Below are 15796 nucleotides of genomic sequence, written 5' to 3' on the forward strand. Positions count from 1 at the left end.
GGAGTAGAAGGCCGGATAGCGAGGCTCTTCCCCGGTCAGCCCGGGGAAGCCGGTGGCCAGGGGTTCAAATCCCCTCGGGCCCGCCACAACCAAAACCAATAAGGGCTCCCAAACGCATCATAACCTAAAAGAGAATGGGGGCGGGGGTGCCCGAGCCCGGCCAAAGGGGGCGGGCTTAAGACCCGTTGGCGTAGGCCTGCGTGGGTTCGAACCCCACCCCCCGCACCAAGCACCAGTCTTGCTGGTGGATTTGCCTGTGACTAGTATCCTGTAGAGCTCTGGGATGCTGATTTGGAGCTCTACTCTCTTCTCCCCGTTCTGGTATTCCTCTATGACTAGGTAACCGTATTTCTTGCCGTTCTTCTTCCTGAACCGTTTGATATAAGCGTACAATTACACCCTTGTTGAGGGTGTATAGGCGGGGCTACAGTATTATCTACGGCTTCACTTATGCTACTTCAACCCTCATAGTATATTCTCAGCCGCCTAGTAACTATTTTGCATGTCTCCTGCTCCAAGTAGTCGTAGATGGCCCGCCTTATGACATTGCTTTTAATCATACCATTAGCTTGGGAGTATATGTTTACTTGGTATAGTTAGTCTTCAAGTATCTTGAGTGTGACAGCTCTCAAGGCCACTTACCTGTTAACTCCCCAGTTAACATTGTCAAAAGACTTGCACCTGCAGGGATCCTTCTGGTTGCTTCAGTTGCAACTGCACAGCTCAACCTTACCCTCAGGCATTGTTATCATCCTCTTTTCTCGCGGTTAGAACAGCGTACTTCCCGAATCATACTAGCTAACTATTAGTCTGACAATCCTCTTTTCAGGTTTGCAAGTCTTCTTGACGTTTGTAGTTAACCTTATCTAAGGAGTCTAGAGGACTATGTAAGATATGAGGGGGAAGCTTCGCCTTCATCCTATTGCCTGCTTGATTAGCTAGGGGTTTCTGCTTAATAGATTGTTAACTACATAGTAGACGATCCCGAGGCAGCTACATCGGATATGAAGATGTGTTTTAGGAAGTTACCAAATAGTTGATCAATTCTGTTGTGGTATTGAATTCTTTGTAGATTCCGATGTCCATTATGCTGTAACCTGTAAATGTGTATCCTTGTTGGCTCCACCAGTTCAGCCAGTCGGATATTAGTGCCTGTAGATTGCTGTATCTGTCTAGTATTGGCTGTGTTTCCTCGTTGTTAGTTTGATCGTCTATCCATGTGAGTGTGGCGAACTTGTTGTTTAGTAGCCATTTCTTTGTATCTGGGGATAGTTGCGTGGGGTGTAGGTAGATGTAGTATTCATCTCCTTGCGTGTCTTTCGCATCCATTTTCAGGGTTAGTGTGTTTGCATTCAGCCATTCGCCTGCGGGGTCTATTATATACCATTCATTGTTGATTTTTGTTAGCACAGATGTGTGTCCTCCTATAGTTTCGTTATGCCAGAAGATTAGCCAAGCATCGTATCCCTTGTCTTTTAGTGCTGAATAGACTAGGAGTGATAGGTCTTCACAGTCCCCTCCCTCGTTTGCTATCGTCTCGTTGGGTAGTTTCCATATGTTGTTAAATTTACCGTATCCGTATAATAGTATGTAGGGATCATATTGATAATACGTGTTTAACTGTATCCATTTGAAGAGATTGATTAGCAGTTCCCCGTTGGTGGAGCTGAATGTTCTTGTGAAATTCTCAGCAGAGACTAGAGCTTCGTTTAGGAATTGATCTCTCTCGCTTTGATTAGCCGTGGTTAGAGACGCTATGGTATACATTTCCTCGACATACTTGGTATAATTGTTCACCTGTTCAGTTAGGTTTGCTACGGAATGCTTGTAAAGGGTTGAGTTTGTTTCAAGCCAGTTCTCATATGCTCGCAGTTTTATTGATAGCTCTTTATTCTCTTCAGTCAAGCCTACTATTTTAGCCGTGTACTCTTCTACGAGTTGGCTGCATTTAGTTATATTACCTGTAAGCCATATCCTGAGTTGACTCATAGTCTTATTGTATTCCAGTAGTTTCCCTCGGATCCTGTTATAATTATTGATTAGCTTCGTATATTTTTGCTGGAGTTCATTATACCTGCCTGTCAGGTTGTAGTAGCTTCTTTTCAAGTCTTTATAGTTCTGTGATATCCAGGTGTAGTTGGATTTTAGGTAGCTGTGGTATTCCTCGAGTTCCTGGTATTCTATAGACAATGTGTTGTAGTTGCCTTGTAAGTTTGATAGCTTGTAATAAGCATACCCAGCGTAAAACGCTGCTAGAATAAGGGCTAGAACCAAGATTATGATTAGAGTTCCCCTCATAATGAAACCACCGATATCCTCGATGGTTTTTACATTGGCTTTCGTTCCTATTTTATTCTATCCAGAAGGCTTCTTTTATTGTTAAAAATAAGGAAATACTGCTCACGGCGGGCAAGGTGTTTCCTCTATCGTGCCAGTTTTGATATATGTTACGTTTATCAGTGAGTTATCCTGTGTAGTTATGTGGGCTATGCCTTCTATCGTTCCTGTTATATGTATACAGTCACCGGGTGCGATGTTGTCAGTTAGTGTTTCAGGATTGTAGGATATATATACTCTCCTACTAGCATCCATAGGATTTGCTTGTAATTGCTGGACTGTGCCTAGGTATGCTTCCATACCCTTTAGTCCTGAGATATCCAGGTTGTTGAACATCAGTAACGTTAGGTTTACTTTATCGCCTTTGTGGCTCATCGGGTCTGTTGCTGCCTGAGTAAAGTTATCATTTGTCCATAGATTGCTGCTTTCCTTTTGAGTTGATAGGTTTATATTTATCTCCCCGTTGTTTAATGCGAGGTAACCTATTCCTAGTAGAATGATGATCACTATGAATATAGTTTTCATTCCCATATTATTTTCTCCGAACATGTTCTTGTAATGGTTCACTAGTTCCTTGTCTCCAGCTTTATTTAAATTTTTATATATTACGTACGGCTTATGTGTAGGCTATAAATACTATCGTTTACAATATAAAATAGGTAAAAACACTAGATGTCTAAGAGGTTAATAGGTGTCTGACTTTGAATGCAGTTGAGTTTATTGCCCTCCTATTAATCCTAACATTTATAGCTATACCCATCTACTCACTTTATCAAACCACTCAGCAAGCGAAGTTAAATAATACTACAACTGCATCTTCTTTGCAAAGTGAAATAGGGTTAGCCTCCTTCTTACTAACCGCAAACCCTTCCCCGAATCCTACGTCAATTAAGCTCAGTAACGGTACAACTATTGTTATAACGAGTCGAAACCCATTTAACTACAAGATAAAATTCCCTATTAATGTTACAATACCGTTAACTGAGTTCCCTCAAGAGCTACCTATTTATAAGGCAATTACATTCAATACTACAAGAGAACTTGTATCTGCTTTAAAGCCTCTTAAACTTAATATGGCAAACATTACATTTAACAATAAGACAAACGAATATATATACAGTAACTCTACCGTATTCTTCTTATATAAGAAGTTAGATGGAAAATTTACTCTATCCTTTAGAAAGCCAGTTAAGGAGAACCCTGTAATATTCGTTCAACGAGTAGGATTACTTTCATGGGATTTCATCGTGTTGAAAACAAACAATGAAGTCTCACTAGTCAGGCTCTTCCAAGGGATACCGTCCACAATATGGATAGACATAAAAACTGAGAACGGAAGTATTATGGAAATATCTGGTTGGTTATTCAAGCAAATATACCTCTTAGCAGAATATCAAGTCGTACAGCCTCAAAACATTTCCGATTACCTCATCCAAAGGATTTCAGGGAAGATCATATCCAAGGACTGGTATATCAGTACACTTGCCTTCACGAAAGCTGATATCAGAAGCCTATCACTGAAATACACCATTACTCTCAATGACTATATTGTACCAGTGTATGTATTCAAGGGAAATTATAGGCTAGACATAGATAATATTCACAGAAGCGGCGAGCTAAGTGGGGTAATACTAGGTATAACTGAAAAGAAAAGTTAGACTATAAACTTGAAGCGTTTCCCACACATTTCTTCTAGGACTCGAATCCACCCTTCATCTACTTTACCATCTACTATATCTCTCCGTATATCAGCGCTATTCCTGCTGCATGGATCACCATATCCTCCACCCCCCGGTGTCTTTACCATAACAACATCTCCCTCGTCAAGAGTAACTGAATCCTTGCTACCTAATCTAAGAATGCCACCACTTTTTTTCACTACTAAGTATTCTGCAGACATGCCCTCCAAGCCTCCTTCCAAACCCCATGGCCTTGTTTTCACTCGTTCCCCTGTAACCGTTAGCCTCGTATCTCCTTGAAGCACCTTGAATGCTCTGACTACTCCATTGCCTCCCCTGTATTTTCCATGTCCACCGCTACCGCTTCTAATACTATATTCTGTGAAGAGTATAGGGTACTCCCTCTCTAAGAGTTCTATAGGCGTATTGAGGGTATTGGTCATGTTGGTTTGGACGGCATCTACTCCATCACAGCATGGCCTCCCTCCGCTTCCACATGCTATAGTCTCATAGAATGCCCATCGTGTTGCATCGGGATTGACTCCTCCTATTGCCATATTACTCATCGTCCCGCAGCTAGCTGCAGGCACTTTCTCGGTTAAAGCCTTCGCCAGTGCTCTGTAAACTACGTCGGCTATTCTCTGACTAGTCTCTACGTTGCCTCCGCTGACTGGGGCTGGTTTGCTTGGGTTAACTAGAGATCCTTTCGGCGCGTATATTCCTACAACTCTAAGGAATCCCTGGTTCATCGGCATAATAGGGTCTAGGATGGTTTTCAGAGCAAAGCTTACCGCCGAGACCGTCACTCCGTATACAGCGTTTATAGGATATCTCACCTGGCTATGTGTACCGGAGAAGTCTACTCGAAGCATGCCTTCGGAGAAGCTCAGTTTCACCCTGATGTTCACAGTTCCCCCGGGGGTCTCCATATAGTCTTCAGCCTCATAGTCTCCTCCCACGTTAAGGCTTCTGAGTATGCTCCTAGTATACCTTTCCGTATAGCTGAGTATCTCGTCCCACGCCTCCGTAACTGCCCTGCTACCGTATTTGGATGCTAGCTCTAAGACCCTTCTCTCACCTACGTTCAACGCAGCTATTTGCGCTTTCAAATCCCCCTTAAAGTAGTTAGGTGTTCTGACATTAGACTCGATCAAACGGAGAAGATCCTTATTGAATTCACCTGACTTCATAATCTTCACAGGAGGTATAATTGTCCCTTCCTGAACAAGCTCTTCCACACCGCCTCCTATGCTGCCTGGAACATAGCCGCCTACATCTACATGGTGGGCTTTATTGGATACTATGCCTATCATCTCACCATTATAATATACTGGCTTCATTAATAATAGATCATTCAAATGCGTACCAGCGATATAGGGATCATTAACCAGGACAACATCCCCGGGATCGAATCCTTCACCGGTTTTCCCTAGGAAGTTAAAAGTGTTCCTAACACCTACACTCATACTTCCCAGGTGAACTGGTATATGCTCGGCCTGAGCAACGAGATCACCATTAGGCGCGAGGATAGCGCAACTATGGTCTAGCCTATCTTTAATATTTGGACTATAAGCAGTGTTCCTTAGGACCACCCCCATCTCTTCGCTAGCATATATGGCTGCGTTTTTTATGACCTCTACTGTAACTTTATCCACCACTTTTCTCACCTCAGGTCCACTATTAATGCACCTGTATCGTGGAAGAAAGCCTCAGTACCGGGAGGGAGGAGAATAGTTGAGTCAGGCGCCTCGATAACCGCTGGGCCATTAATTATGTCCCCGGGATTCAAATTATCAACACTGTACACTAGAGATCGAATCCATCCTCTCTCGAAAAAGACGTTCCTAATACTAATAGGCTTTGCTTCACCGTTATTACTCTTCTTTTCAACCTTAAACTCCGGATTACCAACTCTACCTACAGCATCAAGCCTAGCTACGACGAACTCCACAGGCTCTTCCCTGCTGGAGAAACCATAACGCTTCTCGTGTAACTCGTGGAACGCTTCAACTGTACCCTGCACGCTACCTGTATACGGGACTTGTAAAGTGTAACCCTGCCCCCAATACTTTGCCTCGACAACCATCACCATAACCCTTCCATCTTCCGGTATTTTCTCAGTACCAAGAATCCTATTCGCATCCTCCATCATTTCACTGTATAGTGCCCCCAACATTACGTCAGTAACTTCGCTTGCTAGTTTAACAATGGGCTTAGTGAAACTGTGCCTGTAGTCTGTTACAAGCAAGCCTAAAGCACTGAAAACACCGGGGAAAGGTGGAATTATTACTCTCGGAACCCCTAGGTCTCTAGCTATTTCCACGGCATGGAGTGGTCCTGCTCCGCCGAAAGCATACATCGCGAATTCTCTCAGATCGTGGCCTCTCTCCACACTAACTAGCCTGAGGGCCTTACTCATAATGGTATTCGAGATCTTTACAATACTCCAAGCCGCCTCAACTGTATCCACCCCAATCTCTTCCGCGATCCTCGCGACAGCCTCAAAAGCCAAATCCCCTTCAAGCCTCAGCCCTCCTCCCGCCAGAACTTCTGGAAGTCTCCCCAATACAAGGTTAGCATCCGTTATCGTGGGCTCCTTTCCTCCACGAGCATAGCATGCCGGCCCCGGATCTGCTCCAGCACTCCTCGGCCCTACCCTGAGGCCTCCACCGGGGTCTACCCAGGCTATTGTACCTCCTCCAGCACTAACCTCGGCAAGGTCTATGTATGGGAACCTAATCGGGTAACCGCTACCTCTTACTCGTCTCCCCATGTGGACTTCTCCGCCTATTTCATATATGGAAGTGACTTCCGCCTCATAATCAATCACTGATGAGGCCTTCGCAGATGTCCCCCCCATATCGAAACCTAGTGATTTACCTGTCCCTAGAAGCCGGCTGAAGTACGCTACAGCAATTGCCCCCGCACTTGGCCCGCTTTCAATGAACGCTGCTGGTGTCCGGGAGCCTGCTTCAGCACTGCTTACTCCCCCGTTACTCTGCATTAATAGGATGCTCCCTTGGAATCCTCTTTCCTTTAGGGATTGTTCTAGTCTAGAGACGTATTCTCCGATTAATGGTATGAGTAAAGCATTCACCACAGTGGTACTCGTCCTCTCATACTCCATTGGCTGAGGGTCTACTTCATGGCTTGCAACTGCAATCGCACCCGGACAAGACTTCATTATAGTTTTCTTGGCCTCCTCCTCGTGTAGAGGGTTCTTATAGCTATGGAGGAACGATATAGCGTATACTTTAATTCCTTCACCGCAGAAAGCTTTTACCTTTCTTGACAGCTCCTCTTTACCAAGGGGTTCAAGTTCTTCTCCACCAAGACTTATTCTCCCCTTAACCCCTATTCTCCTACTCCTAGGTATGAGGGGTTTCGGCCTAGTATAATAGGGGTTGTATAGCTGTGGCCTGTTTTGCCTACCTATCTCTATTACATCTATGAAACCCTCATTTGTAACTAATACAGCTGGAGGAGGCTCTAAGCCCGTTTGCCCTAGAAACATATTAGTCCCTAGAGTCGTAGCGTGAACAAGCACAGAGACTTCATTGAGGCTTCCCTCTAATCCTCTTCCAATGACATTGATTACCCCCTTGACAGGGTTTCTAGGTGTTGTCAGGACTTTGAGGTTCCATATCCTCCCGGTTTGCATGTTGAATACAGTGAAATCAGTGAAGGTTCCGCCTACATCAACACCTACTTTTAACAAGACATACACCATTGATTGAAAATTATTATGATAACAGCAATATGAAACAATCGTATTATATAATATTGTATAAAAACAGTTAATAAAAATAGGTTTATGCAGAAACTGTTCTTAGCTACAAAAATATTTATGGTGAGGGTGTGGGGGGAGGAGCGGTTGGCTTATAGTGAACCCTCCTCCCCTTCCTCTGCTTGTCCACTAGTCCTCTCTCAGCCAGCCTCTTCAATATATCGTAGAGTTTATGTTTACTCAAACCCGTTCTCTCTAACAGGTCTTTCGGGCTGGTAATGCCGTCGATTATCAGTGATAGAACGGTCTCTTCAAGTTCCTCAATGCTAGACTCTCCGACTTCCAGTTCATCCTCTTCCTCATTGTTAGGCTCTTCTTCTAGTTCTTCCTCGAGCTTCTGCTTAACATACTCGATATCTTCGATAACAGTGTTTAATGCTCTCCTAGTAGCTAAAAGTTCCTTCTCCAAGTTAGCCACTTGGTCTTGGAGTTTCTTAACGATCTGTTTTAGCTGGATGTTCTCCTCCCCGAGTCCCCCCAGCTTATCCTGGAGTTCCAAGTAGTCCCTCTTATCAAATCCTAATAATAGTTTTAGGAGTCCCAAACTCACCACTATTATTATTTTGTCCCGGGACGGATTAAACAGTGTCTCAAGGTATGACCCGTGTATAATAATAGTATTAGTCCAGTATTACCGTTAGAGGCCTGGTGGTGGGGCCGCGGGGATTTGAACCCCGGACCACCAGCGTTCCGGTATGCCCCGCGTCACGGGGGATCTACCCCCAGGCTGGCATCCTAGCCAGGCTAGACGACGGCCCCAACGACCAGCGTTTTACATGTATATACAGGCTACGGTTTTAAATGGTTCTCCCTAGAGCCGAGTTGAAAATATGTTAACCTTATATTTCACAATGCTATATTACAATAAGACTAGTAAACCATCCGCAGATGGTGATCTAACCATCTACTCCTATATGAGTGTGGAGTGTGAGAAGTTTGACTCTACCCGAGAAAGTCCCCTTCAGACCTGGCTACGAGTTAACCATCAAAAGAATATATGACGAAATGATAGCGGATTACCCCGACGGTGAGATAATCTATAGGGATAAGCTGAGGTATACCTACAAAGAATTCGGTGAGCGGGTTGAGAAAGTTGCTGCTGCCTTAAGTACGCTTGGAGTGAAACACTTAGATAGAGTTGCAACCCTAGACTGGAATACTCACTGGCACTATGAGCTCTACATGGCTGTTCCCATGATGAGTGCAGTAGTTCACCCGGTCAACGTTAGACTAGCCCCCAAAGAGATAGTTTACGTCATGAATCACGCGGAAGACAAGGTTGCAGTAGTACACACTGACTTCACTAAACTAGCCCAGATGCTGGGGGATGAATTGAAAACAGTTGAGAGATACGTATTCGTCGGAGAAGACGGGCACCCAGATAGCATAGCAGGCAAGCCAACCCACAACTACGAGGACCTCCTTAAGGAATATGGTGGGAAATTCGAGTGGCCCGAAGTGGATGAGAACCAAGTGGCAGGCATGGGATACACCAGTGGAACAACAGGCCTACCCAAGGGAGTATACCATACCCACAGACAGCAAGTACTCCACGCATTAATGGGCCTCCTCCACGTCACATCAGCTCCAAGAGTAAGCCTTAGCAAAGGAGACATCTTCATGCATATAGTCCCAATGTTCCACGTATGGAGCTGGGGACTGCCTTACGCTGTACCAATGATCGGCCTCAAACAAGTATATCCAGGCAAACTAGACCCCATAATGATGCTCGAACTCATAACAAAGGAGAAAGTAACATACGCCGCAGGCGTGCCAACAATACTCTACATGCTACTAAGCGCACCGGGATCCGAGAAATACGATCTAACAGGCTTCAAGTTCGTAGTGGGAGGAGGAGCACTACCTAAGGGACTAGCCAAGCTAGCATTATCCAAGGGAATAGACGTTATCTCAGGATACGGTATGACTGAGACAGCACCCATACTAACAATAGTGCATATGCCTAAGGAGAAGCTGGATCCGGAGAAAGAGTTAGAGCTAAGGACAAGGACTGGTATACCGATACCCTTAGTAGACCTCATCGTCGCCGATGAGGACTGCAATCCAGTGCCGAAGGACGGTAAGACTATGGGTGAAATACTCGTCCGGACGCCATGGGTAGCCTATGAATACTATAAGAACCCTGAGAGGACGGGGAAAGCGTGGCGGTGCGGCTGGTTCCATACCGGGGATATAGCGGTATGGTATACAGACGGATTCGTCAAAATAGTCGACAGAGACAAGGACGTGATTAAGAGCGGCGGAGAATGGATAAGTAGCCTCAGACTAGAGGACATAATAAGCAGGCACCCTAGCGTGGGCCAGGTAGCCGTAATAGCTGCCAAACACGAGAAGTGGGGTGAGAGGCCTGTAGCACTCATAGTCCCCAAGCCAGGGACCTCGGTTACCGTAGATGATATTATGGGGATCCTGCAGAAGGCAGTTCGATCTGGAGAAATTCCCAAGTGGTGGTTGCCTGACAAAGTACTCGTAGTAGAAGAGTTGCCTTTGACGGGTGTAGGTAAGGTTAACAAGAGAGTCCTGAGAGAAAAATACTTGCATGTTCTAACCGAATAACCCACTAATCTTTTTTAACCCTACAATAGCTTCCAACCGTTTTTATAAACCCCTACGCTCTAGACTAGTAAAACAGCGAGCAACCCCTCATTTCCAGAGGACAGTGAGCAAGCCTTGCACATAATAGACTTCCACATGCATCTACCTCCGAAACCCAAAGATCCCGTTGAAGCAGGCTGGAAACTGGTTGAATCAATGAACAAGTCAGGAGTATCGCATAGTGTAGTAATAGCCGTTGAAACCAGTAGGAAACTCTTCAAAGTCAGAATGGATAAAAAAGCCCTGAGGAAAGCGTTGAGTGAAAGCGGCATACACGCTGTTATGAGCAGGTGGAGTGTAATAAGGAGAATCATAGAAAACCCCGATAAAGTCCTCGAGGAACACGAGTACCTCCTAGTTGAGCACCGTAGAGATAACAAGGAAATACTGGCCGCAGCCGAATCCAGTGGAGGCAGATTAGTACCGGTAATCAGTTACAACCCAGATATCCCATTAGAGGATAATGTGAAGTGTATTGAGAGGAACAAGGGAAGAGTCCTAGGATTAAAACTGTTCCCGACATTCCACTTCATAGACCCTGGGGACAAAAAGCTCTACCCTATATATCAAGCATTAATGGATAACGGCATGATCCTCATAGTACACACCGGATGCGACCCTGGTATATGGGAGCTCCCCTCTATGTGTAAAACAGCTAGGCCTAGGAGTCTCGACGGTGTCGCAAGAATATTCAAGGATTTGGATATTGTTGTAGCCCACTTAGGTAGCTACAGCCTGTTGGAGCCGGGCATATTCTTCCATGAAAGCATCGAGCTAGGCAGGAAGCATGAGAACGTCTACTTCGATACAAGCGCGATAGACACCTACTTTGTAGGGAAAGCTGTGGCAAAGCTCGGTGCGGACAGGCTCTTATTCGGCTCCGACTACCCGTACATGGTCGGCTTAACCTTAAGGGACATTGTGTGTGAATACATAAAAGCCTGTTGGAGTGATGATGTTAAAATGAGAATTCTAAGGGAAAACGCTATTAGGCTACTGGGAACTCACGGGTGGAAGATCTTTTAACTATGGCCATATTCTATAATTCATCTTCCTCGAAAAAACCGTCAAGCTCCTCTTCTTCCTCAGCCAGCTCCTCTACCTCCTCGAGATCCTGTATTTCATCCTCCTCGAGGAGATTCAAGAGCTCTTCCTCCTCTTCCTCCATGGGCCCAAACACCATATCCATCCCTCCACGCTATTCCATTTGAATCTTATTATACAATGAGTTTTTCAAGATTCCCCTAGTTTCTAATGGAAATGATTTATAGTTCGATTATAAAATAATCAAACAGGTGGTTCGTTGAAAGTATTCCTAATCAGACAATGGTTCGACACTAGCATAGGCGGGTACTACTCACCCATCTACAGGGAGGACTGCATAGACCTAATACCCAGACCCATGCCGATAGGAGTGCCCTACAAAGAATTCCACGCCAAATGCATAAAGGGTACCCTAGAAAGGTACCTTCCAGTAGACTCCCTCCGCACGAGCACAAGAACCATACCCGTCTCAAGGGCGCTGACACCAGGGTGCCCCATAGTAGATAGAGGCATATACTGCGACGCCACCGGTAGGCTCAAAAGTCTAGGGGCAGCGGAAGGAGACCACATAGTATACACAGCAGGCCTCGCCCACTACCCGAAGGACTTCTTCAAAACAAGGTGGAGGCTACATGACATAAGAAGCGTCCTCGAAAGGAGCCGTAGGGGAATATATATTATAGGCTACATGGAGATATCGAAAATAATTGAAACTACAATCCTAGGGTGGAGCGAGGCAGTACTAATAGACCCCCGAGTAGACTCGATCGGCAGGCTCACCGGGTACATTTGGAACCCAGTCTTCTACCTCTCACCAGCACGCGGAGGCATACTCCTAGGCGAACCCTTGAAGATTGCTGTCTCGGAGAAAGAAGGGTTAAAATATATCAAACCCATAGGCCTGCCAAGATTTAAATCCAAGTACTTCAGGAAGACCGTTCTCAGAGGAAGAGCCGCGGAGAACCTGGTTAGGTACCTAGAATCCCTAAAATAACAGTGAAACAATCATGCTCAACGGGGTGTAGGATTTGAAGATCCTCGTCATCGGAGGCGGAGGCGTCGGCGAGAGCCTCTGCGTCAGGCTTGCAAGAGTAGGGCACAGCCTAGTCGTAGTAGATAAAAACGAGTCTAAAGTTAGGAGGATAACAGCTGAGGCTGATGTTGAGGGAATAGTGAGAGACGCGACAGACCCCATGCTCTACGAAGAACTAGACTTAGAAACATTCGATGTAGTAGTAGCGGCGACAGATAGGGATGAGGTAAACCTCTTCGTCGCAAGCATAGCAAAGGAATACGGTGTAAACAGGATATTCGTCAGAGCGAAAAACAGGGCCACAATAAAACTCCTCAACATGCTGGGGGTAGAGGCCTCTGTAGCGGAGAACGATATCGTCGCCGGAATACTGTTCAGCGAGATCGAGGGGAGATTCTCTGCAGTAGAAATAGTGAACGTCTACACAGGAGACTTCATCATAGCCTCAAGAACCATTACAAAGGTAAGTAAAGCACTAGGGAAATCCGTAAGGGAAGTAGAGAGCGAGCTGCCATCTACAGTGAAAGTAATAGCAGTATTCGACGGTGAAAACTTCCTCGACCCGGATAAAGTTCTAAGCCTCGAGCCGGGATATATTATAATCGCCCTATCAAAAATAGACAGTGTAGACAAGCTGGACGAGGCGATAGGCTAGTATACGTGAGGTGTGATCCATGGACTTTACAAGCCTACTAGTCGACCTAGAAAGCTCCTGGCTATACATAAAATCTAACAGAATACTCCTAGACCTAACCTACACAGCCCTAGTCCTCATAATACTATACCTAGTCATTAAAGGATCACACAAAACCTTCAGAGGCCTCTACAAGAAAGGCATAATGACCGAGAACGCAGCTGAGAAAATCTCTAGGACAATAGACCTCATAACCTATATTCTAGCCATAATCGCTATAATCTACATCTTCACCCAAGCACAACAGCTTGGCATACTGGTTATCGTCCTCATAATCCTTGGAATAATCATAAGCTGGGACGTCCTAGTCAACCTAGTCGGATACTATACAATAATGATATCCCGGATAATAGAAGTAGGAAGCTACATCGAAATCGGCGAAATCGAGGGAAGAGTGCGTGAAATAAGCCTCCTACATACCGTCCTAGAAACAGGCGGTGGCATACAATGCGTACCAAACAAGGAATTCCTACAGAGAACCTACCGTGTGCACGGGGAAACAATAGACGTATGCCTCAAACTAAAAATATACTACGAAGGAGGCCTCTCCACACTAGCCAACCTCGAGAAGAAGCTATCTACACTCCTAGAAGCAAGGAAAGGAGAGTACCTAGCAGTTCCAGATGAGAAAATACGGTTAACACCACTCAAAGTAACAAGCGAATACGGGGAATACCTTATGAAAACAAGGATGCAGGGCCCGAGATACGATCAGCACAGAATAGGCCAGCTAATCAAAACAATAGCAAACGCGATGGTTACAAGCGAGATAAAAGGAGAAATAGAAACAGTAAAATGCCAGCAGCCAAACCCTTAAAACCGCTCAAACCAGAAAACCCAGCAAGGTGAACCAGTAATGCCGAGGAGGAAGCAAGACCCCTATACATGCCCAGTATGCGGTACAAAAATAGAAGAACCGGATAAAACATGGCAGCTAGTATCCCCACTACCCGACAAGAAGGGGAGGATAACGATCACAGTAATGGGATCATTCACATGCCCCAACTGCGGATACAAGTGGAAAGCAGTGATAAACAAACTAAAAGTAGGAAGCGGAGACCTGGAAATAGAAGGGGCGAAAGGGGCAAAGAAACTGGAACCAGTGGAACCACCGCCGGACAGGGAAGGGGAAACAATAGAAATAGACCTAGACGAACTCTAACCCTCAAACAAATTACCAGCACTTCTCCCGTTTCCCTAAAACTATCATTAACCCGGCTGAATTATAATAAAAACGAGAAAATCACTCTAAGCCTAGCATCTTCTTGACAAGCTCCCTTATCTGCATCTTATGTATCTTACCCGTACTAGTCAACGGTAACTCGTCAACCCTGAGGAACCTGTCAGGTATCCAGAACTTGGCAATCCTACCCTCCCCAACAGCCTCCATGAAATGCTTCCTAATAGGCTCCTCACCCACATCGCCAACGTACACCAGGACAGGCCTCTCACCCCACTTCTCATGCCTGACAGGGACAGCTGCAACCATCTCTACACCTTCAACCTCACTAGCAATACTCTCCAACACACTACTCGGAATCCACTCTCCACCGCTCTTAATAGCGTCCTTCACCCTATCCAAAACCTTCAATCCACTGTCAACAGTAGGCTCGCCAAGGTCACCGGTACGGAACCATCCCTCCACAAACGATTCCCGCGTCTTCTCCGGATTATTATGGTAGCCATCCGGCATCCACGGACTCCTATACCAGATCTCCCCAAGCTCACCTGGAGCCGCTAGGCTACCATCCTCCTTCACTATCTTAACCTCCGCATAAGGCACCGGGTGAGTCACCTGCCTAGCCTCCTCAGCACTAGTATGATCAGTAACAATAGAAATCGACGTAGCGAGCATATCAGTAGCGCCATAGATTGTCGAGTAAACCATGCCAGCCCTCTTCATCTTCTCAGCCAAACTAATAGGCACAGTGGAACCGCCTATCAACGCCTTAAACCCATCGAACCGCTCACCACTCTCCAATAGCATATAGATCATAGTCGGCACACCGTTCATCCACGTCACACCCTCCCGTTTAATCACACCAGCCAAATACTCCGAGTCCATCTTCGGTACAAACACCAGTTTAGCACCGACGAAAGGCGCTATGAATATCGAGCCCCAAGACAGTATGTGGAACACCGGTATCAGGGACAGCATAACATCTCCGCTACCCAGCTTAGCCGGAGTATCATACAACGCCAACTGATGAGCGATAGACAATGCTCCAGCAACCATTTTACTCTGACTATACAATACCGCCTTAGGCTTGCCAGTCGTACCGGAAGTATACAGTAACGCATAGGGAGCCTCAGGGTCAACACTCTCAACACGATAAACAGACCCACCACTCAATATCTCCCCATACCTCTCCAACTCAAACTTAAACCCAACATCCAAGTTATCAGCCAAACCCTTAAACGGCTCAGAGTAAAACAAAACCCTAGGCCTAACCTCGCCGACAATCTCGGCAATAGTCACAGGAGGCAACCTGAAGTTCACAGGCATAAAAACAGCCTCCAACAAACCAGCAGCATACGCTATCTCCATAAACCTCACACTATTAACATCCAAAACAGCAACAACATCACCCCTACCAACACCCCTA

General features: G+C 45.6%; 13 protein-coding genes and 2 tRNA genes. 8 read left to right on the top strand and 7 right to left on the bottom strand.

Features of this window, described 5'->3' with window-relative positions; translation table 11 throughout:
• Positions 1-140 precede the first annotated feature (140 nt).
• Positions 141-228, top strand: a tRNA-Leu gene (locus F7B60_03190).
• A gap of 789 nt (positions 229-1017) precedes the next feature.
• Here F7B60_03190 and F7B60_03195 read toward each other — a convergent pair.
• On the bottom strand, positions 1018-2298 hold the full coding sequence (locus F7B60_03195; GenBank protein ID MCE4614518.1) for a hypothetical protein: 1281 nt from the start codon (positions 2296-2298) through the stop codon (positions 1018-1020).
• A 102-nt stretch (positions 2299-2400) separates the two neighbouring features.
• Complete coding sequence (locus tag F7B60_03200) at positions 2401-2868, bottom strand: hypothetical protein (protein MCE4614519.1); 468 nt, start codon at positions 2866-2868, stop codon at positions 2401-2403.
• Positions 2869-3038: 170 nt separating this feature from the next.
• Between F7B60_03200 and F7B60_03205 the strand changes: the two genes are divergently transcribed.
• Complete coding sequence (locus tag F7B60_03205; GenBank protein MCE4614520.1) at positions 3039-3995, top strand: hypothetical protein; 957 nt, start codon at positions 3039-3041, stop codon at positions 3993-3995.
• Here F7B60_03205 and F7B60_03210 read toward each other — a convergent pair.
• The 4 genes from F7B60_03210 to F7B60_03225 all read right to left on the bottom strand — a co-directional run bounded on the left by F7B60_03210 (position 3992) and on the right by F7B60_03225 (position 8562).
• A complete protein-coding gene (locus F7B60_03210; protein ID MCE4614521.1) occupies positions 3992-5674 on the bottom strand; it encodes a hydantoinase B/oxoprolinase family protein in 1683 nt (560 codons plus the stop codon). The genes F7B60_03205 and F7B60_03210 overlap by 4 nt on opposite strands.
• Positions 5675-5679: 5 nt before the next feature.
• Complete coding sequence (locus F7B60_03215) at positions 5680-7734, bottom strand: hydantoinase/oxoprolinase family protein (GenBank protein MCE4614522.1); 2055 nt, start codon at positions 7732-7734, stop codon at positions 5680-5682.
• Between the two features lie 127 nt (positions 7735-7861).
• On the bottom strand, positions 7862-8347 hold the full coding sequence (locus tag F7B60_03220; protein ID MCE4614523.1) for a hypothetical protein: 486 nt from the start codon (positions 8345-8347) through the stop codon (positions 7862-7864).
• A gap of 105 nt (positions 8348-8452) precedes the next feature.
• Positions 8453-8562: transfer RNA gene (locus F7B60_03225), tRNA-Pro, on the bottom strand.
• Positions 8563-8739: 177 nt separating this feature from the next.
• Here F7B60_03225 and F7B60_03230 point away from each other — a divergent pair.
• The 6 genes from F7B60_03230 (at position 8740) to F7B60_03255 (ending at position 14352) form a co-directional block, all read left to right on the top strand.
• Complete coding sequence (locus F7B60_03230; protein ID MCE4614524.1) at positions 8740-10380, top strand: long-chain-fatty-acid--CoA ligase; 1641 nt, start codon at positions 8740-8742, stop codon at positions 10378-10380.
• A gap of 114 nt (positions 10381-10494) precedes the next feature.
• Positions 10495-11445, top strand: a complete 951-nt coding sequence (locus tag F7B60_03235; protein ID MCE4614525.1) for an amidohydrolase family protein — start codon at positions 10495-10497, stop codon at positions 11443-11445.
• A gap of 277 nt (positions 11446-11722) precedes the next feature.
• Positions 11723-12457 (top strand): hypothetical protein, encoded by a 735-nt coding sequence (locus tag F7B60_03240; GenBank protein ID MCE4614526.1) that lies wholly within the window; start codon positions 11723-11725, stop codon positions 12455-12457.
• A gap of 34 nt (positions 12458-12491) precedes the next feature.
• Positions 12492-13151, top strand: coding sequence for a TrkA family potassium uptake protein (locus F7B60_03245; GenBank protein MCE4614527.1), 660 nt, complete (start codon positions 12492-12494; stop codon positions 13149-13151).
• Between the two features lie 19 nt (positions 13152-13170).
• Positions 13171-14007, top strand: a complete 837-nt coding sequence (locus F7B60_03250) for a mechanosensitive ion channel family protein (GenBank protein MCE4614528.1) — start codon at positions 13171-13173, stop codon at positions 14005-14007.
• Between the two features lie 39 nt (positions 14008-14046).
• Entirely contained in the window at positions 14047-14352 is a 306-nt protein-coding gene (locus F7B60_03255; GenBank protein MCE4614529.1) for a transposase, read from the top strand.
• A gap of 81 nt (positions 14353-14433) precedes the next feature.
• Here the strand turns inward: F7B60_03255 and F7B60_03260 are convergent.
• The coding region (locus F7B60_03260) for an AMP-binding protein (protein MCE4614530.1) at positions 14434-15796 on the bottom strand (1363 nt) is incomplete at its 5' end.

The sequence above is a fragment of the Candidatus Tiamatella incendiivivens genome, assembly GCA_015522635.1.
Classification (GTDB): domain Archaea; phylum Thermoproteota; class Thermoprotei_A; order Sulfolobales; family Acidilobaceae; genus Tiamatella; species Tiamatella incendiivivens.

Coding starts and splice junctions, on each gene's coding strand:
- F7B60_03200 (MCE4614519.1), bottom strand. CDS start 2,868: ATGGGAATGAAAACTATATTCATAGTGATCATCATTCTACTAGGAATA.
- F7B60_03255 (MCE4614529.1), top strand. CDS start 14,047: ATGCCGAGGAGGAAGCAAGACCCCTATACATGCCCAGTATGCGGTACA.
- F7B60_03195 (MCE4614518.1), bottom strand. CDS start 2,298: ATGAGGGGAACTCTAATCATAATCTTGGTTCTAGCCCTTATTCTAGCA.
- F7B60_03250 (MCE4614528.1), top strand. CDS start 13,171: ATGGACTTTACAAGCCTACTAGTCGACCTAGAAAGCTCCTGGCTATAC.